The sequence below is a fragment of the Fischerella muscicola PCC 7414 genome, from assembly GCF_000317205.1.
In the GTDB taxonomy this organism is placed as follows: Bacteria; Cyanobacteriota; Cyanobacteriia; order Cyanobacteriales; family Nostocaceae; genus Fischerella; species Fischerella muscicola.
In genome coordinates this window covers 38,469-61,968 of the sequence record NZ_AJLK01000030.1, presented here as the reverse complement: position 1 = coordinate 61,968, position 23,500 = coordinate 38,469, and the positions used below count along the sequence as shown (strand labels likewise).

Here is a 23,500-nt window from a genome sequence, read left to right as displayed (position 1 = left end):
CAGCTTGGCTAGCTTGGTTAACTACGGTGTTAGCAGTACCAACAGCAGCACCGTTTTGTTCCAAGTTTTGACCAGAGAATTGAGCGTTGTAGCTACCAGAGCAGGAAGCACCATTCTTAAATTTGGTGATATCTTGAATAGCTGTTTGGTTAGCGTTGTTTACAACTGTGTTACCAACTCCAACAGCAGCACCATTTTGAGTCACGTTTTGTTGGTTGCTTTGAACATCTGCTAGAGCCGCACCAGGAGCAACCATCAAACCAGCAGCTAAAAGACCGAAAGCAAAAGACTTCTTCAACATTTTTTTAGACCTCATTTAGTTTTGTGTTGTTTGTGTGTTTTTGGCTAGAGGGTTTACACCTTTGACTCCTTGAGCAGGTTATTTATTTTTCCTTGAGGAGTTGTTTTCGGTGTCTCTGTTGTGTTTTTGTTTTGTTAATGAGAGCTACAAAGTCCAATTTATTCATTCCGGATTAGTCTGAAAGATTTTTGGAAAAAACTTTGTTTTTGCTTTGTCTACCCTCAGATATAAGGAGATCAAAGGCTAGGGATTAAGGACTTAGTGAATTTGAAAAAGAGTTTTCCACATTCCTAACGACCTAGTTACCGAAGCTTTGTCCTTGAATCTCTACTTCATCTCTTGTAAAAATTACTGTTGCAAGAGATTTAGGATGTTAGTACACCTCATACTTAATAGTTTTAACCAAAATTCTTAGGTGTAGTCAAGAGCTGGGTTAAGTTTTTTAGGCGCTACATTTTTTTTGATGCTACGATCTACGACTATAGGTAAATCAAAAGTGCTGTAGCTGTGAAACGGAAGGCAAAACCAAACATCGCTTTTCTGCGTGAAAAAGCAGGGCTAACTCAGCTGGAGTTATCGCGCCTTGTAGGCGTGACAGAAAGCACTATTCAAAATTGGGAAAGTGGCAGGACTGGGACAGAACAAATAGAAAGAATCATTCGGTTTTGCAAAGCACTGAATTGTCAAGTAGAAGACTTAATTGAGTATGTAAATATGCCCCAAGAGCCAGCTACAAAACCTAGTTCTCTTAGCGATATACATAATATGTTGGGGACAGACGAACCTTCATCAACTTCTAGCCCGGACACGCAAGCTGACCCAACACCACAAGAGTCAAGATTCAAGGGTCAATAGTCAAGGGTTTGTTGTTGGTTAGTGGTTGGTGGTCATTTGTCATTGGTTAAGAGGGAACTCTTAACAGGGAACAGGTAATTTCTTCTTTGTCCTCCTTGTCTCCCCCCATCTCCCCATTGCCCCCCAACCCCACAAAGTGGGGACCCCTAGCCCCCCATCTCCCCATCCCCCCACACTTTCCTCATCTCTTCAGAGTTTGCTGCCATAGTGTATCTATGGTTACAAAGTGATAGCCTTGTTGAAGTAACTGGGGAATGAGGATATTGGTGATTTCAGCTACATCTTCTCCACCGCAAGCACCATCATGCAAAACGATAATAGAGCCGTTTTTTACGTGTTGTAGAACTCGCTGTACAACGGTGGTAATGCCCGGTCTTACCCAATCTTCTGGTACAACACTCCACATTACAGAACGATAATTCCACTGTTGTAATAAGTTTAAAGTTAGAGGTGTAAATAAACCATTAGGGGGTCTGACGTCACGTACTTGCTCTGGTTGCAGTTCGCAAGCATCGTAAATGACTGCTTGGGTTCTTTCTAGACTGTCTCTGAGTTCACTAGGGGAGAGCAGAGGAAAATTATGATGATAGTAACCGTGCAGCCCAATCCAATGTCCACGAGCGCATACTTCTTTCGCTAAGCTGGGTGAACGGTTGACACAAGCACCTAACCAAAAGAAATTTGCTGTAATTTGATAACGATCTAAAACTTTTAATAATTTTGGTGTGTGTTGCGGATGGGGGCCATCGTCAAACGATAAGGCGATCGCTTTAGAATTGCAGTCACCTCCCCACAAACATGTAGGAAAAGTTGGTTTGAGAATTGGGTGTAGAACCGGAAATAAAGGATAAAGCTGCATTATTAATAGATATGCTGTTAATTTCTATTTTACAAAAATTAATTTATTAACAGAATGATAATACGCGCATATTTGTCATTGGTCATTTGTTAGTAGTTAGTGGTTAGTAGAGACGCGATGTTCCTCGCGTCTGTACAATAGTGGTTAGTTGTTGGTTGTCTGGTTTGTCCTCCTGTCGCTGCATCCCACCTGTTTCTGTAACAAATTCTGTAACAACTACCCAGTTCCAGCTTCTACCCGTCTAGATTAGAACAAACCTAAGGGTAATCCCTTAATTAACGGGTAATGAAGTTCAAAGGTATACGCGATATACGCGATTATCAAATCCTTTTTCTTTCTTTGTTCCTAGTATTAGGAATTGGCACAAGAGACTGGACATTACGGCCAGAGTGGATTGCACTCATAATTGTCACCTGTCTATCAACACAATGGTTGTTGTCACAATTGTTGTTAGTTGATCGTTGGTGGTTGGTGGGAAAGATTGACAACCAACAACCAACAAGCAACAACCAACGAAATATACGCAGTCCCTTAATTACTGCTTTGGGGCTTAGCTTACTGTTGCGGGCTGATCACTGGACGACAATGGTGTTTGCAGCAGTAATAGCGATCGCCAGCAAATTTGTCTTCAAAATTGGCGACAAACATTTCTTCAATCCTGCCAATTTTGGGATTATCTCTGCTTTAATACTTACCCCTGATGCTTGGGTTTCTCCGGGACAGTGGGGTGAGGACTGGTGGTATGGGCTGTTGTTTGCTGGAACTGGTGGGATGATTCTCAAGGGAGTGGGACGTTGGGATACTACAGCTGCTTTTTTGGGGTCATATGCTGCCTTAGAAGCCATGCGTAATTTTTATTTGGGTTGGACTTGGGATGTTTACTGGCATCGTTTGATGAGTGGATCTTTGCTACTGTTTGCTTTGTTCATGGTGACTGATCCCCGATCAATTCCCAATGCCCGCATCGCCCGTGTAGTTTTGGCTGTGTGCATCGCCATATTGACTTTTCTTTTACGGAATTATTTCTTTGTCTCCACCGCCGTTTTCTGGGCATTATTTGCCTTAGCCCCATTGACTGTGTTGCTGGATGTGATTTGGGAAGCACCTCGTTTTGGGTGGGATTTGGGGATCGGGGATCGGGAAGGGAGAAAACCAACAACCAACAACCAACAACCAACTACTAACCACTAAACATTACTGGAATTATGAAACACTTAAGATACTTGATTTCATTACTGCTGATATGTGCAGTTGTATTTTGCTTTGCACCTACGGCTTGGGCTTTTTGTGGTTTTTATGTTGCGAAAGCGGATACAAAACTATATAACAAAGCTTCGCAGGTTGTAATTGCACATAGTGGCGATCGCACTGTGTTGACGATGGCTAATGACTATCAAGGTGATGTGAAAGATTTTGCGATCGTTGTACCTGTACCTACTGTTATCCAAAAAGAGCAAGTACGTGTTGGCAACCCTAAGATTATCGAACGTTTAGATGCTTTTAGCGCACCGCGATTAGTAGAGTATTATGACTCTGATCCCTGCGCTCCTGTCTATGATGAGAGAGTGATGGAAGCTGCGCCAGCACCAACAGTAGCAGAAAGTCAAGGGCAAAGAGGAAACAGCAACCTGAGTTTGGGTGTCACTGTAGAAGCACGTTTCAATGTTGGTGAATACGATATTTTGATTTTAAGTGCTAAAGAATCTAGCGGACTGGAAACTTGGCTAATTCGTAACGGTTACAAAATTCCCAGAGGGGCGCAGCAGCTACTTAAGCCTTACATCCGGCAAAAGATGAAGTTTTTTGTGGCTAAAGTCAACCTAGATAAGTTTGAAGAAAGCGGCTATCAAAACCTGCGTCCATTGCAAATTTCTTACCAGTCGCCCAAATTTATGCTGCCAATTCGTTTGGGTATGATCAATGCGGCAAAAGATCAAGATTTAATTGTTTATATCCTTTCGCCTAAAGGACAGGCAGAACTTACTAATTACCGTACGGTCAAAGTTCCTTCTGATGCTAATATTCCTCTGTTTGTCAAAAATGAATTTGGCGAATTTTATAAATCCATGTTCCAAACTGCCTACACCAAAGAAGACAGGAAAGTTGGATTTTTGGAATACGCTTGGGATATGGGTAGTTGTGATCCCTGTTCTGTTGAACCGCTTAACTCAGAAGAACTTAAGGAAGCAGGCGTCTTTTGGTTAAATGATTTCCCTCCAGATATTTATCAGTCAGCACCTTTTCGTCGTTCGATTGTTCCCAACGACGTTTTTATCACTCGCCTCCACGTCCGCTACACTCGTGACAAATTTCCAGAAGATTTAATTTTCCAAGAAACATCTAACCGGGAAAACTTCCAAGGACGTTATATTTTGCGACATCCGTTCACAGGTGAAGCTAAGTGTCAAGCAGGTAGAGAATACAAGCGGTCTTTAGGAAAACGCTTTGAACAAGAAGCACAAACGCTTGCGAAACTAACCAATTGGAATATTCAAGATATCCGTAAAAAAATGAACCTCAACGGTCAGGTGAGTGTTTCTTGGTGGCGAGTGCTTCTTTCTTTGATCGGGTTGTAGTTTGGTTGGGGATCGGGGATCGGGGACAAGGGGGGACAAAGGAGACACGGGAGACAAGGGAAATCACACTCCTCACACCCCTCACACCCCTCACACACTCCCCACACTCCCCACACTCCCCACACTCCCCACCTCCCTATCTCCCCATCTCCCCACAGCCCCTAATCCCCAGAGGGGACCGGTGAGTTCTCCACCTCCCAATCCCTGATCGCAAATGCCAATTCTACGCAATACTTAGAAAAGGCTTGCTGTGTTGGCGAAAACTATCTATGCAAACATTGGAGGAAAACTTACGGCGTTTAGTAAATGAAGCTTGTGGATATCCTGCTGGAAGTCCACAGCGCCAGAAGCGACTGACACAAATTATTCGCTTGGCTGCTGGCAAACTTTGGAAAGAGAGTACGCCTTACTATCAAGATGCCCTGCAACAGACGTGGTTGTATTTCTGTGCCAATGTTTGTGGCGCATACGATCCAGCACGGGGTTCTGTGATTACCTGGTTGAATGCTTACCTGAGATGGAGACTGCAAGATTTTTACACTCAACAACGGGAGGAAAATGCTAAAAAAGCCCTTCCCAGTGTAAATCAGTCTGCTTCTGGCGATCGCATTGAAACTATATATCCTGAAGACAAGTTGCCCGCTTCCCCCGATGTGCCTCCCATTTTGGAAACGGTAAAGTCATGGGCGGAAGAAGATATTAATGGAGAACTACGCAACACCTACATTAAAGGACATCCACATGTAAATTGTCAGGTGTTAATTTTGAAACGTTTACCACCAGAGGTAGGGTGGAAGGAGTTATCAGTAGAATATAACTTACCAGTCTCTACTCTGAGCAGTTTTTATCAACGTCAGTGTCTACCACGTTTACGTTATTTTGCTGAAAAAGAAGGGTATTTATAATTATAATTATTACACAGTAATGGGCGCACAATGTGCCCTTCAGTGTAGAAGCAGTCAATTTGCAGCAGCATTGCGTTCTTAGTAGCAGGCATTACAGATTTACCAAAGCATCAGAGAAGACATTTGTGACCAACGTCTTGACGTTGTTTATTAACGTGAATCCATTTACGACAAACGTGAAAGCGATCGCGACAAATTTTATCTGGTAGTGCGTTATACCATTTCACAAAATTCTTGATACAAATCGTCTCCCTTGTCTTCCAAGTCGTCCTCCTTGTCTCCCTAGTCGCCAGATGTATCAGATTTATAGTGAAACGGTATTAGGACTAATGTCCATAACGCACCCTACTCCTCGTGGGAGGAAGCGATCGCGATACCTTGGGTGAAGGTTCGGATACCATTTTTGACTTCAACGTTGGTGAAGACTTTATCGGCCTCACAGGGGGTTTGACTCTGGAACAAATATCTATTAGTTCATCTAATACCAATTCAATTAATGATTGCAACACATCCTTGGATAAAGACGCGATGAATCGCGTCTCTACAAGATGGCCTATCTGTCGCATTCTTTTGGCGAATTGGTATAACGACAATAGCCGAAATTTCTACTGTTGTAGGCACAGTTGCTTCAGTTGTATCGTTACTAGCTAAAGTAACTGTCAGGGCGTTGGTTGTACTTCCTGTACGAGTGACTGTACCAATAGCAGCATTGCTTCCTGCTGCTTCTGAAAAGCTAGTAGGAGAAACACTCAAACTCAGAGATGGTGTTTCACCACCATTTGTTGTGTGTGTAGACTCCTAAATTGTCGAAGGTATCTGTAGCGAAACCATCCCATTCCACAGTAGGGTCATAAAAATCAGAGGGGTTAGCATCACCATTAATGAAACCACTTTTGCGACGCAAAGTATTGTCTGCTGTACTAGTCAGTCCACTTCCCCACTCAGTACCAGGATCAAAACCAATTTGACCAATCGAATCAACTATTGTGCCATTGACACCCGTAAATTTTTATGTCTTTCCACAATATGAGCAAGATTTGGGTTATTCCTCATACTCAGCCCAACTATTTGGGGTTTCCGACACCGCTACTTTCAGTTGCACATCGGCTGGGACTCGTTTTTTGGTTTCGTCATAAATATATTTAGCAATCATCTCAGCAGTTGTTTCGTACTCTGGTGGTAAGACTTCGTTAAGGATACAGTGGTCAAGTCCGCCTTTGGATACGTCTTGTTTGGCCCAGCGCAAGGTTCTAAAATCAGCCACCATGACTGGGTGTGGACAATATTGGGAAGAATGTAGTTTGGATGAAGTTGCTTCGATTCGCACCATATAATTATGCCCATGCATCCGACCGCAGGGACCATCATAATCTTTAATGTAATGGGCGCTGTTAAAGGAGAATTCAGTTACTAGTTTCCATTTGGGCATTTAATATTGCCTCGCAGCCAATTTCCGACACAAAAAATAGAAGTATATCTTTTTTGATCGTAACTGTGCTTTCAAGGTTATTTGGACAAAGTTGATGGTTCGCCCCATGCATGATCGGCACTTGCCTCGCGCGATCGCCAATACGGAATGTTTGGTAGAATTCGGGGATTGGCAAGGAACATAAATATTCTTGCCAAGCCTGTATTATGAAACTTTGTACTGGTTTGCATTCATTCGTATTGTTTTTAAACGCAGAGGATCGCAGAGGAGAACGCAAAGGGACGCAGAGTTTGGTTACAGGAATTTTGCTATTTTCATTAGTGCATCTAAAAATTACTCAGACCTATAGAATTGGCCTAATCTAGTCCTATACCGTCATTTTCAGTCACCAATAGTTTCCCTTCACCGCTATACATCCAGACAAAACCCTCTCCACCACCTTTGCCAAAATGACCTAATTTGCGGTAATCTTCTTCAATACCGTTTGTGTATCCTTTCACCATGTCATAGTCAGCAATCAAAATTTCTCCTCTGCTGAGTTCAATTACTCTTGCAGGTGTGGTAGTGCCTGCCACTACACGAGAAATTTGTCCGGGTAAAGCTTTGATCGCCAGTCTCCATTTTCCATCATTAGAGCCTGCGATTTGTCGGAACTTCAATCTTTTTGCTCCAATCACTACATTATTAGAACAAAACTGAAAGACCCCATCATCAAATTCCCATTGCTCCCGCTCTGAGAGGTCGATATAGGTGTAATGCAAAAAATAGCCTTTTTGTCTAGGCTCAAGATAAACCATACCAGTACCTTGATACACAGGTGCGTTGTAGTCAATCTCCGTTCGCAAGGCTACCCACATATCTTTCAAACGGTTATCGGTTTTGTAAATACCATAATTTAATTTACCGATGCATCTGTGTAATGATCCTTTTTGAATGATCACTCCGGAGTTTTCAAGTCTAATTTCTAATTGCTGAGCAAATGGAATATCTTTTGTGGGATGGTAATATTTGTTAGTTTCTTTATTAATGTTGTTCTGTAAATACCATAAATCCGTTGGTTCTAGAATCTTAACTTGATATTGCATAAAAAACATCTCCAAGCATCATTAAATTAGGTGTATTAATTTTTGCAGTATTTGTCAATAATTTTAATATTTTGTTAATAGGTAATAGGCAATAGCCAATAGGTAAAAAGAAAGAAGTCTATTATATATGTACTAAGTTTTTTCCAAAATTAAATAGGAATTTTATCTCGCTAAATAGAAATTTGTTCTAGTTAATTACACAAACCATTAAACATAGAGGAGAAATATATCAATTTTCGACGAGCGTAAAGTACAAAACCTCAACCCTGATCCTCTCCTTGGCAAGGGTGAGGTCTATTCTACCCAAATGCAAAGCGTTACAGCATATTTCAAGTTTGTGAGGTACAAAAAGACCCCACCCTTGAAAGTCGCGCACCCTCCCCTTACTAAGGGGAGGGTTGGGGAGGAGTGTACTTCATTTACCTACAATATGCTGTATATATTCCATCCTCCGATTAGTAGATACATTCAACTCTGTCTATAGAAAGGTAAGCAGTATTACTTGGGTGAGAAGAGTTTATTAGTTGAAATTAATAATATAAAGTTGATGATAGCTCAGAAAATTTTGATATTGTTCAAAATCATTTTTTCAAAAAATATAAATAATTGCTTACTTAAAAGCTATTTATTCTTTAGTTCTGAAAAAGTCACCACTTAGATTAAAAAAGAGTTTTTGATGATGGCTGACCGTGACGATAACCGCAATCAAAGAAATCCAAACCAAGACGTATTTAAAGGTCTTTGGGAAGCAAAAGTAGTGATTGCTATAGCATTTATAGCTGTATTTGTCAGACTTTCCTACACAAATGAACAACCTGCGACAGTTCCTACAGCCCAACTTGTCACCACATCGGCAGTAGTCAACTACCCCGATGAATTGATTGGCAAAACTGTAACAGTCAGAAGCAGACCACTGCAAAGAGTAGGTTTAAGTTCTTTTACAGTCAGCGATCGCAGATTTTTTGGTGGTGAACCCATTTTAGTTGTGAATGCTTCTGGTCGGCCTTTCGATTTACCTAGTGATCGCGAAAACATTATTCAAGTCACAGGTGAAGTTCGTAACTTAGCAATTCCACAAATTGAGCAGCAATACAATCTGAGTCTACAAGATGAATATTACAGAGATTACATTAACAAGCCTGTAATTATTGCTAGAGATATCAGACTAGCACCAAATTCCACAGCAATTACCTTGAGATAAGTACAACTGTGCGTCCCTACCGAAGCTTTGAGGTTCCCTCCGGGACGCTGCTTTGTAGACGCGCTTTGCGCTGACTCTGCGATTCTCTGCGTTTGTGTGAAAACTTGACCGCAAGCGATCGCACTCAAGGAAGGCGATCGCTTTTGTTTGCCCACGTTATACTAATTGAGCTAATCAAACCTTCTCTAGCTCTTGTTACGGTGACAAATGACTCAAGACATGCAACGTGAATTTGCCAACCGTGATGAGTTGGTAGCTTACCTGCGCGAACAATTTTCTCAAGCCGCAAAACGCGATGATCATATCAGTCAAACAGTTGGTGGACGTCAAGCTGCTGAGAAAGTACTGCAAAAAGTAGACCCAGCCAAATACGCAAAAACACGTAATTTTTTTACAGGTGCAGTCACCCGACTTTCTCCCTATATTCGCTACGGCGTTCTCAGTTTACGCGAAATCCGAGATTACGTGCTTGACCGTGTGCAAAATCAAGATGAAGCCACTAAACTAATCAACGAATTAGGTTGGCGTGACTATTGGCAAAGGTTGTATGCCAAGCTGGGAAACAACATTTGGCAAGACCAAGAAGAATACAAAACAGGCTATAACCAGAGTGAATACGCACCGGAATTGCCAGAGGATATCACACAAGCTACAACAGGCAGAGTATGTATCGATAGTTTCAGCAAAGAACTACAAGAAACAGGCTATCTTCACAACCACGCCCGGATGTGGATGGCAGCTTATATTATCCATTGGCGACGTATCCAATGGCAAGCTGGAGCAAAATGGTTTCTTGAACATCTTTTAGATGGCGACCCAGCTAGTAATAATATGTCATGGCAATGGGTAGCCAGCACCTTCAGCCATAAACCGTATTACTTCAATCGCGAAAACTTGGAACGCTATACTGAAGGTGTTTATTGTCGCCAATGTCCTCTTTACGGCCATTGTGACTTTGAAGGTAGCTATGAAGAATTAGAACAACGGTTATTTCCGAAAGGAGAATTTAGCAAAAAACCCAATAGTCAAAGTTGGCAAAAAGGGAAGAAGCGACGGTAGAAAGATGTTCTTGTCCTGTTTGTCTGGAATACTGACCTATGCAAGTCTAACACTTGAGCGATCGCAATCTCCCAAGTAGATTTAAAAATCGAAGGTCGTGCGTCGGTATAACCAATGCCTGTAGGCCCTACTATAAAAGCAAGAGAATCACTGACCGGAAAGTAATAACGGATGTGGGGAATACTGACGTCATTGCTGCTATTGGTATCAAAGTTTAACCGTGTCATTCCGGTTCCTGTCACCGACGCAATCTGACTATTACCATTGGAATCCAAAAAATTGCCGAATTCCAGACGGACTCGCAATAAATCTTTGCCTGTAAAGCTGCTTTCCAAATTGAGACGACTGCGATCTGCAAAGTAGGTTTGGGAGCGATCGCGATCGTCACCCACGCTATTGCCAAAAGAATCACTCACGGCAGTGATAATTTGAGCATTCAGCTTGGTAGTTGTGGAAAACTGCTGTGCTTCTAGTGTGGCTGTACGTCCCTCTAGCACACCTACCCGTCCGCGTATAGTAGCCAGTTCTGTAACAAACTCTGTCTGCAACTTTTGCAACACGGCTAGGTCTTCCCTATTAACTAGCTCATTAGTACCTGTTGCAATTAACTCACTAATCCGGTTCATACAGGCATTTAAACCTGCCGCAAATTCATAGCGGCTCAAAGCACGGTTGCCACGATAGGTTGCATCGGGATAACCTGCAATACAGCCGTAGCGTTCGACCAAAGTTTGTAATGATTGAAAAGCCCAATCGGTGGGTTTGACATCAGAAAGCTGAGAAACAGAAGTAACCTGTCCCTGCAAGCTGTTATTAGTATCTGCGGCAATAGAATTATCTTTTAAAAGTGTTGCCCAGATTAATGGACATACTAATAATAAGAAAGAAAAATTTTTGACCCACATTTACTAAATACTCCTACACCCCTACACTTTTTTTCTAAGAACTAAAAACTTTAACTGATTAAACCGCCCTCCGGGTAGATCGCTTCGATCGCTTCTGGCGCACCGTCAACTCCAACTATGAAAAAGTCTTTGCGTTTTGCTTGGCTAGCGGCGAGGTCTACTCCTACACCACTCGGATCGTTGATGGCAAAGACAGCATCTATTTTGGGAAAGGTTGTCAGTAGATCACTCATGACTCTGAGTCCTCCATCCCGGCTTCCTTCTGCGTTTTGGTCTTTAGAGAGGATTTTGATACCAGGATATTTGGATAACACTTTCAAGCAGCCATCCACTCGCTGGATGACTGAAGTTACTGGAGGCCCGTTTACAATTACCATATTGCCTTTGCCTTGGAGGCGATCGGCAATATATTGACAACTAACTTCCCCAGCTTGCAAATTATTGGTGGTGACGGTAGCATCTACATCTGCTTCAACGGCTGTGTCTACTGCAACTACGACTGTACCTGTTTGCCTTGCTTTCTCAACCGCTGGTCTAATTCCTTTACTGTCAGCGGCATTCAGGATAATGATGTCAGTATTAGCAGCAACAAAATTTTCGATTTGATTAAATTGCTGGTTGAGATCATAGCCACTCGAAACTACAGTCACTCTGACATCATTACCCCCGATTTTCTTCGCTTCTTTCTCGGCTCCCTGTGCCATCACGACGAAGAAAGGGTTACTGAGATCGCCAACGGTAACACCAACTGATTGTAATTTCACATCGCCATCTTTGCTCTGTGTACTTGTGTAGGTGGCGGTGTTGGTATCAGTGTTAGTAGCAGTGTTGCTATCGGAAGAAGTATTTGTGCAACTGACAAGAATACCACTGACAATACTTAATATGCCAGCTGCGATCGCAATTTTTTTCACATATTGATAATTTTCATCGTCGGCGAGTAGACGGTATTTTATTAACCGATTCGCGAATTAGTAAACACAACACTAAGCAAGTAGCACAAATTACTGTACCAACAGTTTTTATTAATAGCCAAGCTAAAGATCGACCGGAAATATTTCACTCAGTATCAATAGACGATTATCTCGGTGCTAAGTTGGCTGTAGAACATCTCATCAGTCTTGGACACACTTGTATTGGTTATCTAGGTGTAGGCGATCGCAGCAGTTCCAACCAGCAGCGTCTAGAAGGATATCGGATGACTCTGCGTGAAGCTGGTTTACCACAAATTGATGACTGGATAGCAATTAATGATGAAGATAATAAAAGAATCAGCGATGTTGATACCGGACAAAAGATGTTATCTCAACTATTAGCGGCTGGGGTAACTGGCATCTTTTGTTACAACGATATGGTAGCGATTGGCGCCCTGTTGGCTTGTCAGGAACTAGGTATTTCCGTACCACAAGATTTAAGTCTAGTCGGATTTGATGGTATTGCTCTTTCCCGTTATGTTACACCGCCACTGACGACAGTCTGCCAACCAATGTTGGAAATTGGTCGCTCTGCCATGCAAATGCTACTCGATTTATTAGAGGAAAAAACCATAGAAAACCTAGTTTTATCACCTTTTTTGGTGAAGCGGGGTAGTAGTGCCGTGGTGAAGAATGACAACTAGCGATCGCTTTCAAGAAACACAGGGGGTATAGGGGTATAAGGGTGTAGGAGAAAAATTGTGTTTCTTTCATTTGTTGCTAGTGGCATTCGCCGCTAGTGTAAGGCTCATATCTTGCACCTACCCAATTTACTACCAGAGAATTTATTCTCTGTCTCGAGCGCGTAAGTCCGTTAAAACGGACTCAAATCTTGTTGCAGTCAGATGTATCTGATACCAAATTGCCATTGCTAGTATTTTTTGAATCTGTAGAGACGTGCCATGGCACGTCTCTACAAAAATCTAAACAATATTTCCTATCCCGATTTAGTATGAGTTTAGCTATAAGCCAAGAAATTTATTTCTTGGCGGGATGAAAAGCTAGTGCAAAATTAAAATTTAAGATCGCCCACATTCTTCAACATCAAAAAACCTGTCACAGCATAGCTGTAACAGGAGTAAAGCTGATTTTTGATTGTGGCTAATCTTAAATTAACCGAGCCATTCTAAAACCGCTTCTTCCTTAGTGTTGGTATTACGTGATGGGGTTTCACGATTAAACTTCATGTGAATTGAGCGGGTTTGCTCACCATCAGCTGCAACAGCCATGATTGGGTAGTCAATTAAGCCATCCTGGAAGGACATCTGGAAGCGGAATGTACCATCTGGATTTAACTTAATAGGACGACCACCAATGGTGACAGTTGCATCAGGTTCGGTTGCACCGTAGACAATTAACTCAGCATCCGCAATTAACCAGAACTTGCGTGGACGCATAGGTACGGCGGAAGCAGAGAAGCCGACACCGGACATACCCACACCAGACATGGTTAAACCAGATACAGTTGGAACTGCCCACATACCTACACCAGAGGGGAAGACGTAGGAACTGATCGCCTGTTCTGGAGTTACTGAACCAGGAACATGTTGCATGGAACCGAATAGAGAACCTGCAACTCGTTGTGCTTCGGCAGATTCTGCCAAGCCAAAGATTTGGTCGTAAATAGGGTTGCCATTTGCGGCAGCAGCAGCCTTCTTGGCAGGAGGAACCAACTCGTAGAAAGTCTTGCTCCGCAAATCTTCTTCAAAGTTGACTGTGATGAAGACGTCTTCAATCCAGTCTGATGGATAAACAGGAGGAACGTGGACAGGAGCAGAACGAGCCAAGACTAACCAGCGACCATCAGCACAACGGTAGCCGATATCGATAACATAATCGCGATCGCTCACTGGAACTGGCAAATACCATTCCCGTGCCAGTTCATCGCAAGGATACTCCTGAATGCTGTGGGGACTTTGGTACTCCAAGCTGATGTCGGTAACATCATAAATCCGCAGCGCCAGTTGTTGTCCGCCTTGGCGTCGCAATTCTTCTTTATGCTCGTTAGGAACATCCCAATAAGCGTAAGCCCACTGCGGATCTCGAGGCATCAGAACAATGCGGCTTTCACCATAACCATCTGGTAAGTCGCCAATTCCTTCGTCTACATCAACTAGAGTGCCACCAGTACGATCTTCTTGACCCAATTCAAATTTTGCTGCTTCCACGGTTTCCTGTGCCTCCAATGAGAAAGATTGGCTGGGGGATACTTTGCTGCGCTCGATTTCTTGTATCGCTGCCAACAGCTGCGATTTACGCATTCTGCTATATCGAGAGACACCATAAACGCTTGCTACTTTACGTAGCTGCCGCAATGTCATCTCTTCTAGCGGTGGTCTTTCTTTTGCCATGAATTTTGGCCTCCAGTCGTTTGAAAGGTTAATTAATGTACCCTTGTTTATTGAGTGGACAATTCAAGCTCATCCACCCTAGATTAACTTTTGCTTCTCGACTCCTGTTTTGCCTAAATCAATTAGGTTTTTTAGTGTTTTTTTATATTGCGGGTCACTCCCTTTCAATTTCCTGTCATGCCAAAATCAGCATTTTTTTATTTTGGGAGTTGAGGAGTCTTTATGTTAAAAAATACTAACTGTTCACCTCCCCCTGGGATCAAGAGGTTGCCATGCCTGTTTTTGGTATTTATACGAATTTTTTAGCTGTTTGGGGATCTTTATGTCATTATTCTATGACATAACAGCCAGGAAAAGAACAATTAAGTCAAGTTTTTATGACAAACGAGTCATAAGTTCATGCTATGTCACCAAAAACATTGGCTTATTGTTATGAAATATTGATTTTTTGTTCAGTTTATGGAAAAAAGGCAGAGGGCAGAAGGCAGTCCCAATGAAAAAATTTCACCATCAAGCGTGAAAAAGGTATTTTCCCTTACACCCTACCCCCTTACACTCCTCTTCTAAGCTAGAGGCCATGTGATAAATCACACAACAAAGTATAAAAATTTTTATTCCTTCTGCCCTCTGCCTCCTGCCTTCTTTACCTGAATACCAACATCCATAAAGGCAACATTATAAGTAGCAACAGTGTAGAGATGATGATACTGCTAGCGATTAAATCGCGATCAAGATTATATTCCTCTGCCAAAATAAGACCAGCAAAAGCCGAGGGCATACCAGACATCAAGACCATTGCTAAACGGCGATCGCCTGACAATCCCAGTAAGCATGTAGTAACAATGCCAACAAGTAGGGGTATAACACAAACTTTGATAGCAGCGGGTAAAAAAGCCAGTTTCAGACTTTTCCATCCGTGCAATTGTGCCAAACGGATACCGGTAAGTAAAAAAGCGCAAGCAATGACGATGCTGATGGACTCTTGCAACCCCGATTCAATAATTTGCGGAAACTGAACTTTTTGAGTGAGAATACCAACTAGAAAAGCCCACAGACAAGGTACAGTCAACACCTCACGCAGTTGCATCCACCAGGAATTAGTGGCTTTTGATTGACTAAAGTAACTAGCAACCACTACTCCAAGACCGTAGGGGCCAATGACATTGTGAGTAATACTGTAAAGTACAGCCCAGCCCAAAGCATCAGAATTAATTAAAAATGGGGCGATCGCTAAACCGACGAAACCAGTATTTCCCAGGACAGAAGCAAGTATAAAACTAGCACAAGCATGATAGTATTCTTTAAATTTCCATAAAATTAGAAACACCACCATCAAGCCCAAAAGTAATGTCCCGACTGTAATTATTGGTACTATTAGGGGCAAGCCTATCTCATTATTGAAATTACCTAATTGGCTTTGACGAGCCAAGGCAAACAGTTCTAGTGGCACACCAATCCAATAAAGACCCCGACCCAAGAACCGAGGCAGCCATTGTGGTAAAAATCTACATATAAATAGCCCCAGACTTGTCCATAAAATCAGGGGCGTATAAGCATGAAACAGAGTTTCTGTCATAAATATTACTTACAATTACCAAAAAGAAGAGACAGGCTCTACCTTAATTAATTCACCCTCATTAACAATAACGAAGAAGAAGCAAGAAGGAAACAGAAAAAATCACAGTCAAAGGTAGATGACTTTATATTCAATTTTATTTTTCTCTTGACATAAATCTCTTGACATAAATGAGAATAGTTAGTTTGAAGTTATACTTTCTTTTCCTGAACCTGCACTGTCAAAGGCAAAATTACCGTATCCAGTTCTTGTAACCGCGTCTCAACATAGCTTTTGAAACACTGAGCGATCGCTGTATCTATCATTTGATTAATCAGTGATATTGCCCGAAACGCTTCTTCCACAGTACCCTGCATCATACCTTCTTTGAGATTTTTGAGGATGATGGAGCGTAGTAAATGATATTCTCGTACTACTTCTTCTGGGTTAAAGTTTTGTTCTGCCCTTAAAAAACCATGATGAACACTTGCTGTGGTGATGGTTTCAACGTCACTTTTTTGATGCTCAGCCAACACAGTTACTAATGCAGCCATAACATCATTAACATGGTCTTTAATTGCTTCAGTGGAGAGGTGATCCGAACTTTGAATTTCTTCGTCTTTGATGACACTATCCAGCCATTGCTTTGTGATCTCATCAGTTTTATCGATAAGTAGTTGACTGTAGTCTTGCATGGGAAGAAACCGAAAAAATTCATGTTTGATTATCTCCTGCAAAAGAGATAGACCATACCTTACCCAAAGCAGAGATTGCTTTCACCTAAAGGCATATTTTGATGTTGATATTAATTAGTTGAAAACTGTTGAAAATATTCGCCCGAAATTTATTTGAGGGCAGCATGTTGGGCATTCTTGAGATTGTTGCAATATATGAGTTAATAAACTTTTGCAGCAAACTCGGCGACAAAAAAGCGATCGCACTGATAATAAATACTTAGACATTAGGTGGCAAGCAGCATGGAAGCTAAAACCATTGACTCATACCGCGCTTTGGCACTCCAAGTGACATGTTACGCAGTTAACCAAGCACGCGATCGCCAAGAAGCTCGTAGTTTCATGCAAAAAACTATTGAACGCTTAGAACAGCAAATTACTGCTAGTATCGCTTTTATTGGTTCTGATTGTCGTTTAATTGTCCTACCAGAGTACTTTCTCACAGGTTTTCCGATGGGAGAGACATTTGCTGTTTGGGCAGAAAAAGCTTGTTTAGAAATGAGGGGTGCAGAATACGATCACCTCAGTAATATTGCTCAGAAGTTGAAAATTTTTCTTCCTGGTAATGCCTACGAACTTGATCCTAATTTTCCAGACTTATACTTTCAGACATGCTTTGTAATTAACCCATTCGGTGAAGTGGTTTTGCGTTATCGGCGCTTAAATTCCATGTTTGCACCGACACCTCATGATGTTTGGGATAAGTATCTCGATTGTTACGGTTTGGATGGTGTTTTTCCTGTAGCGAAAACAGAAATAGGTAATTTGGCAGCTTTAGCATCAGAAGAAATTTTGTACCCGGAGGTAGCACGGTGTTTGGCAATGCGGGGTGCAGAGATTTTTCTGCATTCAACATCAGAAGTCTATGGCAAAGAGCGCGCACCCAAAGAAGCTGCTAAAATTTGCCGGGCAGTGGAAAACATGGCATACGTCGTCTCAGCAAATACTGCTGGTATAGTTAATACTCCGATTCCGCAAGCTTCCACAGATGGTGGTTCTAAAATCATCGATTATCGAGGATTAGTTCTAGCGGAAACAGCAACAGGGGAAAGCATGGCAGCTTTTGCAGAAATAAACCTAGCAGCCTTGCGTAGCGATCGCCGTCGTCCAGGGTTAAATAATTTACTTTCCCGCCAGCGTTTTGAACTATATGCAGACAGCTACCGCCAGTCAAATTTTTATCCTGCAAACACTATGCTGAATAAAGAAGTAGACCGCAAACACTTTATCCAAACTCAACAACAAACTATAGAGCGTTTAGCCAAATTGGGAGTGATTTGAGGGTGGGGGGATGGGGAGATGAGGAGATGGGGAGTAAGTAGTTTAAAGAATGGGTAACAACTAACCACTAACCACTAACCACTAACCACTAACAACTAACCAATGACAAATGACAAATGACCAAACCAATAGATGTCCGTAATCCCCGTACGGGGAAATATGATTACGTAATCATACCGCCACCGCCAAAACTTTTAGCACAATTGTGCAATCGTTTGCGGAGAGCGCAAAAAGGTTGGCAACAACTTGGTGTAGAAGGGCGAATTACTGCTTTGCAACAGTGGAAACAAGCTGTTATCGCAGGGCGCGATAAACTCACTGAAGCCTTAGTTGCTGATACAGGTAGATTATCAATTTCGGTATTAGAAATTGACTCGTTCCTTTCTAATATTGATAAGTGGTGTAAATTAGCACCAAAGTTACTAGAAGAAACAGAAAAACAAACAGCAGTACCATTTATCAAACTGCAACAAACAGCAGTTCCTTATCCTCTAGTGGGAGTAATTAGTCCGTGGAACTTGCCATTGTTGCTGTCAACTATGGATGTGATTCCAGCACTGCTAGCTGGTTGTGCTGTAGTTGTCAAACCCAGCGAAATTGCGCCCCGGTTTATGACACCACTGTTAAATGCGATTAATGCTGTTCCTGCATTGCGGGAAATATTCACTTTTGTAGAAGGAGCAGGTCAAACAGGTGCTAACCTGATCGAAAATGTAGACTTAGTTTGCTTTACAGGCAGTGTAGCCACAGGGCGAAAAGTTGCAGAAGCTGCCGCCAGACGCTTTATCCCGGCTTTTTTAGAATTAGGAGGCAAAGATGCAGCGATCGTGTTGGAATCGGCTGATTTAGAATTAGCTACCTCAGCGCTTTTGTGGGGTTCGGTTGTCAATAGCGGCCAGTCATGCCTTTCCATTGAACGCATCTATGTTGCAGAATCTATCTTTAAACCTTTTGTTGAACAACTTGTCACTAAAGCCCAACGTTTGGAATTAGCCTACCCTAAACCTGAAAGTGGCGAAATTGGCCCCATTATTGCCGAGAGACAAGCCGCAATTATTAGTGAGCATTTGCTAGACGCAATAGAAAAAGGAGCAGTTGTACACTGCGGGGGTAAAGTAGAAGACAGTGGGGGAGGATGGTGGTGTCGTCCGACAGTTCTCACGCAAGTTAATCACACAATGAAAGTAATGACACAAGAGACATTTGGCCCGATAATGCCAGTCATGGCTTTTTCGACACCAGCACAAGCAATTAACTTGGCAAACGATACTATTTACGGGCTGAGTGCAGCAGTCTTTGCAGCAGATGAAGCAGAAGCGTTAGCAGTTGCCGAATATATAGATGCAGGTGCTATTTGTATTAATGATGCAGGTCTGACTGCACTTATATATGAGGGAGAAAAAAATTCTTTCAAATACTCCGGTTTAGGTGGTTCGCGCATGGGGGCTGCTGCATTGATGCGGTTTGTGCGGAAAAAAGCCTTCTTAATTAAAACAAATTCCGCTCCTGATCCTTGGTGGTTTGATGGTTAACAAGAGAAAACTATTGTTGTTGTGGGTACTGGCTAATGCTGTGGGTGGCGCTGTTGTTGGTGCTTTTGAGGAGGGTGGATTCCAGTTTTTCGCAACCTTAGTTTTAACTGGCCCGATTCTCGGAGTTGCCCAATGGTTGGTGTTAAGACGTTACATCAGACACACGAATTGGTGGGTAATAGCCACTATTTTGGGTTGGTACGTGGGTATTCCAGTAACACTTGTGACAAGAGAAATTCTCAATCCCATCCTTTTTGAGATGTTATTGGCGGCAAACAAATTTTGGGAAGCATTCTGGTTAAATATTGTAAATCAGTCTATTACCTTCGCTGTATTGGGAGTAGCCCAATGGTTAGTTTTGCGCCGTCATTTCCAACAAGCATGGTGGTGGATTCTGGCTAGTAGCCTTGGAGGATTTGTGAATGGGGCTGTGAGTGCAGCTGTATGTGCTGCTGCATGTCAAACTATAGCAATGAAAGTAAATGCACAAATGGCAGGTGCGATCGCCTATGGTAGTGGTTGGACTGGAAGTGGGTTAGTGACAGGTATCATGCTTGTATGGTTATTGCCAAATCGCTAAAAGTAAAAGGAGGGTGATCGTGTCTTCCATCCGAGAAGAAATGCCCGTTTTAGCCCGTCATGAAGGAGATTGGACAGGTACGTATATACTAGTTGATACACAAGGAAAAATTCTTGATCAGCATCAATCTCACTTAACATGTGAATTTCCAGTAGATAGCCCTTATTCCTACTACCAAACTAATCGCTATAACTGGGCTGATGGTAGAAAAGAAGAACACAAATTTCCTGCAACTTACCAGGATAAAGCAATTTGGTTTGATACAGAACGCATTGCAGGCAAAGCTTGGGAAGTAGATGATCATACGATTATTTTGTGGTTTTCATATAAGGGAATGCCAGGAACATACTTATACGAAATGATTCAAATTAGTCCTTGTAATAATTACCGCGCTCGTACTTGGCAATGGTTTAAAGATAATCGAGTATTTCAACGCACCCTGATTCAAGAGGAACGGATGCGATAAAGTAACTGTTGATGGTTGTACCAGACGTGCCATGGCACGTCTCTACATTGAATAGTAGTTAGTGGGAAATAATTCACTACTAACTACTGTACGGGCGCACAGCAGTGCTACCCTACTACTAATGTACAGACGCGATGTTCCTCGCGTCTGTACCCACTAACTATTAACTACTAACTACTAACTACTAACTATTATCAATTCTAGGCATGGCAAAAAGCGAAAAAATTAACTTTTCTACTCCTAGTGGTTTTCCAGAATTTCTTCCCGGCGAAAAGCGCCTAGAAGTGTATTTACTTGATAATATCCGTAGAGTTTTTGAAAGTTACGGATTTACTCCTATTGAAACTCCCGCAGTCGAAAGGTTAGAAGTTCTGCAAGCTAAAGGTAATCAAGGCGACAATATTATTTATGGTATTGATCCAATATTGCCACCCAATCGCCAAGCAGAAAAAGAGAAAGCAGGGGAAAGTGGTTCAGAAGCACGGGCATTAAAATTTGATCAAACAGTTCCCTTAGCAGCCTATATTGCTCGTCACCTCAATGATTTAAATTTTCCTTTTGCACGTTACCAAATGGATGTAGTGTTTCGTGGCGAACGGGCAAAAGATGGACGCTTCCGTCAATTTCGTCAGTGTGATATTGATGTTGTCGGTCGTCGGGAATTGAGCTTACTTTATGATGCTCAAATGCCTGCTATTATCGCTGAAATATTTACAGCCATCAACATCGGTGATTTTTTAATTCGCATCAATAATCGTAAAATTCTCACAGGTTTCTTTCAATCATTAGGAATTGAAGAAAGCAAAATTAAATCCTGCATCGGCATCATCGATAACCTAGAAAAAATCGGTGAAGCCAAAGTCAAACAGGAATTAGAAAAAGAAGGAATTTTACCAGAACAAACCCAAAAAATCATTGAATTCATTAACATTAAAGGCACAGTGGACGATATGCTAGATAAACTCAAGCATCTAGCTCAAACCATGCCAGAAGCCGAGCAATTTAATTTGGGAGTGACTGAACTAGAAACAGTAATTACAGGTGTTCGTAACTTAGGAGTTCCTGAAAATCGTTTCTGTATTGACTTATCAATTGCTCGTGGTTTAGATTACTACACCGGAACAGTTTACGAAACAACTCTGCTAGGACATGAAGCTTTGGGAAGTATTTGTTCTGGCGGAAGATACGAAGAACTAGTCGGAGTATTTTTAGGCGAAAAAATGCCTGGCGTAGGCATTTCTATCGGCTTAACCCGCTTAATGAGTCGCTTAATCAAAGCTGGGATTTTAAATACTTTAGCTCCGACTCCAGCACAGGTAATGGTGGTAAATTTGCAAGAAGAATTAATGCCACTTTACTTAAAAGTATCACAAGATTTACGGAAAGCAGGAATTAATGTAATCACCAGCTTTGATAAGCGGGGATTAGGTAAACAATTCCAACTAGCTGATAAACAGGGAATCCAATTTTGTGTAATTATTGGTGCTGATGAAGCAGCAGCACAAAAATCTTCTCTCAAAGATTTAAAAACAGGGGAACAAGTAGAAGTTTCGCTGGCTAATTTGGCAGAGGAAGTAAAGCAGAGACTGCAATTTGAAAGATAACTTTACAGGAATTACTAATCTTAGTAGAGAAGGCTATTTTTCTCTTTGTGTCTTAGTGTCTTAGTGTTTCAAAAAAGATATTTTCACCACCAAGGCACAAAGACACGAAGAAACACTGATGTTTAGGATAGGAGATAAAACTTCAGCTTTGCTGGCATGATAATAAAAGAGAAGCTATCCCGCCGAAGCAATGCAAAACCAACCTATTGTATCCGATCCAAAAGTAATGATGGGAAAACCAGTGATTGCAGGAACTCGCATCACAGTTGAAATGATTCTGGAAAAACTTGCTGCTGGTGAGACTCCAGAGCAAATACTTGAAGCGCATCCACGGCTTACGCGTGAAGGAATTCACAAAGTTGAAAAAGGCTGATGTAAATCCAAAATTAATCAGGTTGTTATGAATAAACCAATAAAGCGAGCTTTTTTAGATACAGAAGATGGGCAGATACATTACAGGATTGGTGGTGAGGGAGAAGCAGTTTTACTACTGCATATGAACCCTCGCAGCAGTGACGAATACCGTGAATTAATGCCCATATTGGCACAAAAATATCGCGTTATTGCGATGGATATGATGGGGTTTGGTGATTCCGATAAGCCACCTAGAATGTATACCATTTCAGACTATGCAAAAACGGTTATTAAACTTTTGGATGATTTAAAAATTCAAAAAACAAGCATTCTCGGACATCACTTTGGTGCTTTTATTGCAGGAGAATTGACAGTAGCTTATCCTGAACGCGTAAGCAAAATTATATTGTGCAATGTAGCGGGATTTGGTGAAGAAGGAAAAGCAGAGCTAACCAGGAGATTTAATAAAGGATTCAAAATCAAAGAAGATGGTTCTCATCTTATGGAGAGATGGTTAGCCCGTGCGAGTTATGTAGGTTCGGCAGAGTTAAATCACCGTTGGGTTTTAGACGATTTGAAGTGCTTTGGTTATCCTTTGTATGCAGTCTGGGCTGTAGGCAATTATTGTCTGGATGCAGAAGAAAGATTTTGTTCCATTAAATGTCCAACTCTATTATTGTGGGGTATCCATGATGTAGAAGAATTTGAGAAGTTAGGCTTAGCAAAAGCAGAAAATAGATTTTTTATTTCAAAAATAATTCCTCATGCTAAGATTATTGAATTTCAAAATGGAACAATATGTATGATGAACCAAATACCCGAAGAAATATCAAAGGTAGTGATTGAATTTATTAATACTGGAAATGTTTAAATATTCTCGAAATTTTGGCTTTA

The 23,500-nt window shown here is 41.7% G+C and carries 26 protein-coding genes; 14 read left to right on the top strand and 12 right to left on the bottom strand.

The features are described 5' to 3' along the window. Positions 1 to 301, bottom strand: a 301-nt coding sequence (locus tag UYI_RS0104425) for a hypothetical protein (RefSeq protein ID WP_016865463.1), incomplete at its 3' end; no start/stop codon positions are given. Positions 302 to 808: 507 nt separating this feature from the next. Here UYI_RS0104425 and UYI_RS0104420 point away from each other — a divergent pair. After that, positions 809 to 1,156, top strand: a complete 348-nt coding sequence (locus UYI_RS0104420) for a helix-turn-helix transcriptional regulator (protein ID WP_016865462.1) — start codon at positions 809 to 811, stop codon at positions 1,154 to 1,156. 181 nt (positions 1,157 to 1,337) lie between these two features. Here the strand turns inward: UYI_RS0104420 and UYI_RS0104410 are convergent, their stop codons facing one another. Continuing rightward, entirely contained in the window at positions 1,338 to 2,015 is a 678-nt protein-coding gene (locus UYI_RS0104410) for a polysaccharide deacetylase family protein (RefSeq protein WP_016865460.1), read from the bottom strand. Positions 2,016 to 2,300: 285 nt separating this feature from the next. Here UYI_RS0104410 and UYI_RS0104405 point away from each other — a divergent pair, with 285 nt between their 5' ends. Both UYI_RS0104405 and UYI_RS0104400 read left to right on the top strand, forming a co-directional pair. Then, positions 2,301 to 3,206: an RnfABCDGE type electron transport complex subunit D gene (locus UYI_RS0104405; RefSeq protein WP_016865459.1), complete on the top strand. Its 906-nt coding sequence runs from the start codon at positions 2,301 to 2,303 to the stop codon at positions 3,204 to 3,206. Between the two features lie 14 nt (positions 3,207 to 3,220). Then, positions 3,221 to 4,591 (top strand): DUF2330 domain-containing protein, encoded by a 1,371-nt coding sequence (locus UYI_RS0104400; RefSeq protein WP_016865458.1) that lies wholly within the window; start codon positions 3,221 to 3,223, stop codon positions 4,589 to 4,591. A gap of 90 nt (positions 4,592 to 4,681) precedes the next feature. Here the strand turns inward: UYI_RS0104400 and UYI_RS36475 are convergent, their stop codons facing one another. Beyond that, positions 4,682 to 4,822, bottom strand: coding sequence for a hypothetical protein (locus tag UYI_RS36475; RefSeq protein WP_157226294.1), 141 nt, complete (start codon positions 4,820 to 4,822; stop codon positions 4,682 to 4,684). Positions 4,823 to 4,860: 38 nt separating this feature from the next. On the opposite strand from UYI_RS36475, the gene UYI_RS0104395 reads away from it, so the two are divergent. Then, complete coding sequence (locus UYI_RS0104395; protein ID WP_016865457.1) at positions 4,861 to 5,496, top strand: hypothetical protein; 636 nt, start codon at positions 4,861 to 4,863, stop codon at positions 5,494 to 5,496. A 489-nt stretch (positions 5,497 to 5,985) separates the two neighbouring features. Here the strand turns inward: UYI_RS0104395 and UYI_RS38665 are convergent, their stop codons facing one another. The 4 genes from UYI_RS38665 to UYI_RS0104375 all read right to left on the bottom strand — a co-directional run bounded on the left by UYI_RS38665 (position 5,986) and on the right by UYI_RS0104375 (position 8,010). Next, positions 5,986 to 6,249 (bottom strand): hypothetical protein, encoded by a 264-nt coding sequence (locus UYI_RS38665; RefSeq protein ID WP_016865456.1) that lies wholly within the window; start codon positions 6,247 to 6,249, stop codon positions 5,986 to 5,988. A gap of 289 nt (positions 6,250 to 6,538) precedes the next feature. Beyond that, on the bottom strand, positions 6,539 to 6,925 hold the full coding sequence (locus UYI_RS0104380) for a 6-pyruvoyl trahydropterin synthase family protein (protein WP_016865454.1): 387 nt from the start codon (positions 6,923 to 6,925) through the stop codon (positions 6,539 to 6,541). A gap of 77 nt (positions 6,926 to 7,002) precedes the next feature. Next, positions 7,003 to 7,155 (bottom strand): hypothetical protein, encoded by a 153-nt coding sequence (locus UYI_RS36465; protein WP_157226293.1) that lies wholly within the window; start codon positions 7,153 to 7,155, stop codon positions 7,003 to 7,005. 126 nt (positions 7,156 to 7,281) lie between these two features. Next, positions 7,282 to 8,010, bottom strand: a complete 729-nt coding sequence (locus UYI_RS0104375) for an AIM24 family protein (RefSeq protein ID WP_016865453.1) — start codon at positions 8,008 to 8,010, stop codon at positions 7,282 to 7,284. Between the two features lie 676 nt (positions 8,011 to 8,686). Here UYI_RS0104375 and UYI_RS0104370 point away from each other — a divergent pair. Both UYI_RS0104370 and UYI_RS0104365 read left to right on the top strand, forming a co-directional pair. Then, positions 8,687 to 9,211 carry a hypothetical protein gene (locus tag UYI_RS0104370; protein ID WP_235147906.1) on the top strand — a complete coding sequence of 175 codons (525 nt, stop codon included), beginning with the start codon at positions 8,687 to 8,689 and terminating at the stop codon, positions 9,209 to 9,211. 207 nt (positions 9,212 to 9,418) lie between these two features. Further along, positions 9,419 to 10,270 (top strand): FAD-binding domain-containing protein, encoded by an 852-nt coding sequence (locus tag UYI_RS0104365; protein ID WP_016865451.1) that lies wholly within the window; start codon positions 9,419 to 9,421, stop codon positions 10,268 to 10,270. On the opposite strand, the gene UYI_RS31935 is transcribed toward UYI_RS0104365, so the two are convergent. Both UYI_RS31935 and UYI_RS31930 read right to left on the bottom strand, forming a co-directional pair. Next, entirely contained in the window at positions 10,237 to 11,175 is a 939-nt protein-coding gene (locus UYI_RS31935) for an iron uptake porin (protein ID WP_016865450.1), read from the bottom strand. The genes UYI_RS0104365 and UYI_RS31935 overlap by 34 nt on opposite strands. Positions 11,176 to 11,225: 50 nt before the next feature. Next, a complete protein-coding gene (locus UYI_RS31930; RefSeq protein ID WP_016865449.1) occupies positions 11,226 to 12,089 on the bottom strand; it encodes a substrate-binding domain-containing protein in 864 nt (287 codons plus the stop codon). Here UYI_RS31930 and UYI_RS34515 point away from each other — a divergent pair. Then, on the top strand, positions 12,059 to 12,793 hold the full coding sequence (locus tag UYI_RS34515) for a LacI family DNA-binding transcriptional regulator (protein ID WP_308410460.1): 735 nt from the start codon (positions 12,059 to 12,061) through the stop codon (positions 12,791 to 12,793). The genes UYI_RS31930 and UYI_RS34515 overlap by 31 nt on opposite strands. 468 nt (positions 12,794 to 13,261) lie before the next feature. Here UYI_RS34515 and UYI_RS0104345 read toward each other — a convergent pair whose 3' ends face one another. The 3 genes from UYI_RS0104345 to UYI_RS31925 all read right to left on the bottom strand — a co-directional run bounded on the left by UYI_RS0104345 (position 13,262) and on the right by UYI_RS31925 (position 16,750). Beyond that, positions 13,262 to 14,500, bottom strand: a complete 1,239-nt coding sequence (locus UYI_RS0104345) for a DUF4912 domain-containing protein (RefSeq protein ID WP_016865447.1) — start codon at positions 14,498 to 14,500, stop codon at positions 13,262 to 13,264. A gap of 643 nt (positions 14,501 to 15,143) precedes the next feature. Then, positions 15,144 to 16,076 carry an AEC family transporter gene (locus UYI_RS0104340; protein ID WP_016865446.1) on the bottom strand — a complete coding sequence of 311 codons (933 nt, stop codon included), beginning with the start codon at positions 16,074 to 16,076 and terminating at the stop codon, positions 15,144 to 15,146. A gap of 191 nt (positions 16,077 to 16,267) precedes the next feature. Continuing rightward, positions 16,268 to 16,750 (bottom strand): RsbRD N-terminal domain-containing protein, encoded by a 483-nt coding sequence (locus UYI_RS31925; protein ID WP_016865445.1) that lies wholly within the window; start codon positions 16,748 to 16,750, stop codon positions 16,268 to 16,270. A gap of 282 nt (positions 16,751 to 17,032) precedes the next feature. Between UYI_RS31925 and UYI_RS0104330 the strand changes: the two genes are divergently transcribed. From UYI_RS0104330 to UYI_RS0104300, 7 genes are all read left to right on the top strand, one after another. Continuing rightward, positions 17,033 to 18,070 (top strand): nitrilase-related carbon-nitrogen hydrolase, encoded by a 1,038-nt coding sequence (locus UYI_RS0104330; protein WP_016865444.1) that lies wholly within the window; start codon positions 17,033 to 17,035, stop codon positions 18,068 to 18,070. Between the two features lie 116 nt (positions 18,071 to 18,186). Next, entirely contained in the window at positions 18,187 to 19,602 is a 1,416-nt protein-coding gene (locus UYI_RS0104325; RefSeq protein WP_016865443.1) for an aldehyde dehydrogenase family protein, read from the top strand. Then, on the top strand, positions 19,595 to 20,182 hold the full coding sequence (locus UYI_RS0104320; protein ID WP_016865442.1) for a hypothetical protein: 588 nt from the start codon (positions 19,595 to 19,597) through the stop codon (positions 20,180 to 20,182). Before UYI_RS0104325 ends, UYI_RS0104320 begins: the two co-directional genes overlap by 8 nt. 19 nt (positions 20,183 to 20,201) lie before the next feature. Beyond that, positions 20,202 to 20,648 carry a DUF3598 family protein gene (locus UYI_RS0104315; protein WP_026085731.1) on the top strand — a complete coding sequence of 149 codons (447 nt, stop codon included), beginning with the start codon at positions 20,202 to 20,204 and terminating at the stop codon, positions 20,646 to 20,648. Between the two features lie 206 nt (positions 20,649 to 20,854). Next, a complete protein-coding gene (gene hisS, locus UYI_RS0104310) occupies positions 20,855 to 22,252 on the top strand; it encodes a histidine--tRNA ligase (RefSeq protein ID WP_016865440.1) in 1,398 nt (465 codons plus the stop codon). Between the two features lie 190 nt (positions 22,253 to 22,442). Continuing rightward, entirely contained in the window at positions 22,443 to 22,625 is a 183-nt protein-coding gene (locus UYI_RS0104305) for a DUF433 domain-containing protein (protein ID WP_016865439.1), read from the top strand. A gap of 27 nt (positions 22,626 to 22,652) precedes the next feature. Beyond that, positions 22,653 to 23,477, top strand: a complete 825-nt coding sequence (locus UYI_RS0104300; protein WP_016865438.1) for an alpha/beta fold hydrolase — start codon at positions 22,653 to 22,655, stop codon at positions 23,475 to 23,477. Positions 23,478 to 23,500 lie beyond the last annotated feature (23 nt).

Excerpts from the sequence above, each read along its gene's own strand:
- UYI_RS0104410 (WP_016865460.1), bottom strand. The coding sequence starts at position 2,015 with ATGCAGCTTTATCCTTTATTTCCGGTTCTACACCCAATTCTCAAACCA.
- UYI_RS0104405 (WP_016865459.1), top strand. The coding sequence starts at position 2,301 with ATGAAGTTCAAAGGTATACGCGATATACGCGATTATCAAATCCTTTTT.
- UYI_RS0104400 (WP_016865458.1), top strand. The coding sequence starts at position 3,221 with ATGAAACACTTAAGATACTTGATTTCATTACTGCTGATATGTGCAGTT.
- UYI_RS0104395 (WP_016865457.1), top strand. The coding sequence starts at position 4,861 with ATGCAAACATTGGAGGAAAACTTACGGCGTTTAGTAAATGAAGCTTGT.
- UYI_RS0104380 (WP_016865454.1), bottom strand. The coding sequence starts at position 6,925 with ATGCCCAAATGGAAACTAGTAACTGAATTCTCCTTTAACAGCGCCCAT.
- UYI_RS36465 (WP_157226293.1), bottom strand. The coding sequence starts at position 7,155 with ATGCAAACCAGTACAAAGTTTCATAATACAGGCTTGGCAAGAATATTT.
- UYI_RS0104375 (WP_016865453.1), bottom strand. The coding sequence starts at position 8,010 with ATGCAATATCAAGTTAAGATTCTAGAACCAACGGATTTATGGTATTTA.
- UYI_RS0104370 (WP_235147906.1), top strand. The coding sequence starts at position 8,687 with ATGATGGCTGACCGTGACGATAACCGCAATCAAAGAAATCCAAACCAA.
- UYI_RS0104365 (WP_016865451.1), top strand. The coding sequence starts at position 9,419 with ATGACTCAAGACATGCAACGTGAATTTGCCAACCGTGATGAGTTGGTA.
- UYI_RS31935 (WP_016865450.1), bottom strand. The coding sequence starts at position 11,175 with ATGTGGGTCAAAAATTTTTCTTTCTTATTATTAGTATGTCCATTAATC.
- UYI_RS0104345 (WP_016865447.1), bottom strand. The coding sequence starts at position 14,500 with ATGGCAAAAGAAAGACCACCGCTAGAAGAGATGACATTGCGGCAGCTA.
- UYI_RS0104340 (WP_016865446.1), bottom strand. The coding sequence starts at position 16,076 with ATGACAGAAACTCTGTTTCATGCTTATACGCCCCTGATTTTATGGACA.
- UYI_RS31925 (WP_016865445.1), bottom strand. The coding sequence starts at position 16,750 with ATGCAAGACTACAGTCAACTACTTATCGATAAAACTGATGAGATCACA.
- UYI_RS0104330 (WP_016865444.1), top strand. The coding sequence starts at position 17,033 with ATGGAAGCTAAAACCATTGACTCATACCGCGCTTTGGCACTCCAAGTG.
- UYI_RS0104325 (WP_016865443.1), top strand. The coding sequence starts at position 18,187 with ATGACCAAACCAATAGATGTCCGTAATCCCCGTACGGGGAAATATGAT.
- UYI_RS0104320 (WP_016865442.1), top strand. The coding sequence starts at position 19,595 with ATGGTTAACAAGAGAAAACTATTGTTGTTGTGGGTACTGGCTAATGCT.
- hisS (WP_016865440.1), top strand. The coding sequence starts at position 20,855 with ATGGCAAAAAGCGAAAAAATTAACTTTTCTACTCCTAGTGGTTTTCCA.
- UYI_RS0104305 (WP_016865439.1), top strand. The coding sequence starts at position 22,443 with ATGCAAAACCAACCTATTGTATCCGATCCAAAAGTAATGATGGGAAAA.
- UYI_RS0104300 (WP_016865438.1), top strand. The coding sequence starts at position 22,653 with ATGAATAAACCAATAAAGCGAGCTTTTTTAGATACAGAAGATGGGCAG.